Here is a 1,482-nt window from a genome sequence, read left to right on the forward strand (position 1 = left end):
GGGCACAGCGGTAGGCGGGGCGTGCCGACGTCGGCGCCAGCGCCCTCCTCGCCGCCGGGCGGTGAAATGATCGTTGAATGCCTCCCGAGCGGACAGCACGGCTTCCAGGTTCGCGACGTCGTCGCTGGTCAGGGCCGCGAGGGCGGCGGCTCGGGTGAGCCCGGCCTCCATCAGGGTCGCGCGGACGGTGGCGTCACCGAACACGACCGGTACCTTGAGGTCCCGGACGACCGAAAGGAACCGGTTGTTCTCGTTACGTTCGATGATCACAACGTCGCGCCCGGCGGTGAGCAGGCCTTCCACAGTGGCCAGCCCGACCGAACCGAGCCCGCAGACGATGACGTGGTCACGCGCGGTGGTGGCCCGTCCGCGCCCGATGGTTCGTTCCAGCCTGCGACTGATGATCACATTGGTGATGAACGCGTAGACGACCGCGATGGACAGCGCGCCGACGAGGATCAGCGCGACGCCGAACGCCTGTAACCAGCCGCCGGCCGCGCCGAAGTTGAAGTCGCCATAGCCGACGGTGGCCATTGTGGTGACGGTCAGGTAGAACGCGTCGAGCGGGCTGAAGTCCGGCGGCGCGGTCGGGTCGTTGTCCGCATACGTCAGGCTCAGCACCAGCGTGCCGATGGTCATGATGGTCAGCACGGCGCCGAGAGCGAGCCGGAACGGGCGGTCGAACTCGGCCGCGATGGTCACGGCCAGATCCCGCAGCCAGGCGTGCGGGCGGCGCCGGCGGGCCGGGCTGCCACGGCTGCCACGGCTGCCACGGCCCGGCGGTGGGCCGCCATGGTGTACCGACAGGTTCGCCAGGGCGTTGACATCCCCGGAGTCGACCACCCGGACACCGTTGTCGGCGAAGTCCGCCAGCCTGCCGAGCAACGCGATGCGGTCGCCGGGGGCGACGAACGTGTCGCGGCCCGGGCACACCTCCACCCGCCGCGCCCCCGGCCTGCGCAGCGCCACCGGTGTCAGGTTGCCGAAGACCTGCCGGAACGCCCCGGCCGTGCTGACCGGGACGTCCACCACCGTGAAGATCTCCGGCCCGAGCCGGAACGCGTGCCGCACGTCGGAGCTGATACAGGCCTCGACGAAGCTGGGGCCGGCCTTCTCCGCGAGGTTCAGCACGCGCGCGGCGGGAAGCGCCGCGCCGAGCTGGTCACCGAGCTGGGCGTTGGTGACCCGTACGACAAGCCGCAGCTCGGGCGCGATCTCGGTGGCGAGCAGCGCCGTCTCGAGGTTGTCGAGGTCGATGTCGTGGCAGGCGATCAGTGCCACCGCGCCGGTGATCGACGCCTGGCGCAGCGCGTCACCGGTGTGCACCGAGTCGCTGAGGACGGGTACTCCCCACCGCTCAAGGCGGCGCCGCAGCGAGCCGACGTCGCGTCCCTCGATGACGACGACCGGCACCGCCGCCGCGTGCAGCTGCTCGGCGATCCGGAAACCCAGGTCGTTCAGCCCACAGACGACGACGTGCCC

1 protein-coding gene is annotated in these 1,482 nt (G+C 71.1%); it reads right to left on the reverse strand.

The annotated features are described in order from the left end of the window. A partial coding sequence (locus MJ783_RS01645; protein ID WP_239308110.1) for an NAD-binding protein occupies window positions 1–1,482 on the reverse strand: 1,482 nt, incomplete at both ends.

Origin of the sequence: Protofrankia sp. Cj3 (assembly GCF_917627355.1) — a bacterium.
Taxonomy (GTDB): Bacteria; Actinomycetota; Actinomycetes; order Frankiales; family Frankiaceae; genus Protofrankia.